Source organism: Dorea sp. 210702-DFI.3.125 (assembly GCF_020560945.1).
GTDB lineage: Bacteria > Bacillota > Clostridia > Lachnospirales > Lachnospiraceae > Dorea > Dorea formicigenerans.
Genome location: NZ_JAJCNF010000091.1, coordinates 1 through 438 on the forward strand (window position 1 = coordinate 1; position 438 = coordinate 438).

Sequence of the window (438 nt, forward strand, 5' to 3'; positions counted from 1 at the left end):
TAAAAAAGCCCAAGCCCCGGCAGAAATCCCCGGAGGAACAGTTTCAGGAAGCAAAAAACCGCTGCTTCCGTATTCTTGCCGATTATCTTCACTTGCTTCGGGCATGGAGAAAGGATTATGCCCCGCACTCCCCGGAGGAAGCCTTTCATCCACGGTTTGTGGAAGCCTTACAGAAGCAAGACCAAGTGGAATATCTGCTGGATGTGCTGCTCTTTGGGGAGACAGAGGAAAAAGCAGCTTTGATTACGGACTACGGAAAGGATGTGATACAGCTTGAAAAGCGAATGGCAGAGCTTGCCGCCGCAAACGCAGCAAGAACTAAAAAACACCATGAACGCCATGCAGCCGCCCCAGAGCATTGAGGAAATCAAGGCGGGGCTGGGAACTACCGAGAAAGGCGGTGTCCGTCAGAGCATACGGAACTGCCTGACCGTATTC

General features: G+C 52.1%; 2 pseudogenes. Both read left to right on the plus strand.

Annotation, left to right across the window (positions count from 1 at the left end):
* Positions 1–362 (plus strand): annotated as a pseudogene (locus tag LI164_RS15680) (DNA primase); the annotation flags it as partial.
* Positions 295–438, plus strand: a pseudogene (locus tag LI164_RS16425) (virulence-associated protein E); the annotation flags it as partial. The pseudogenes LI164_RS15680 and LI164_RS16425, both read left to right, overlap by 68 nt.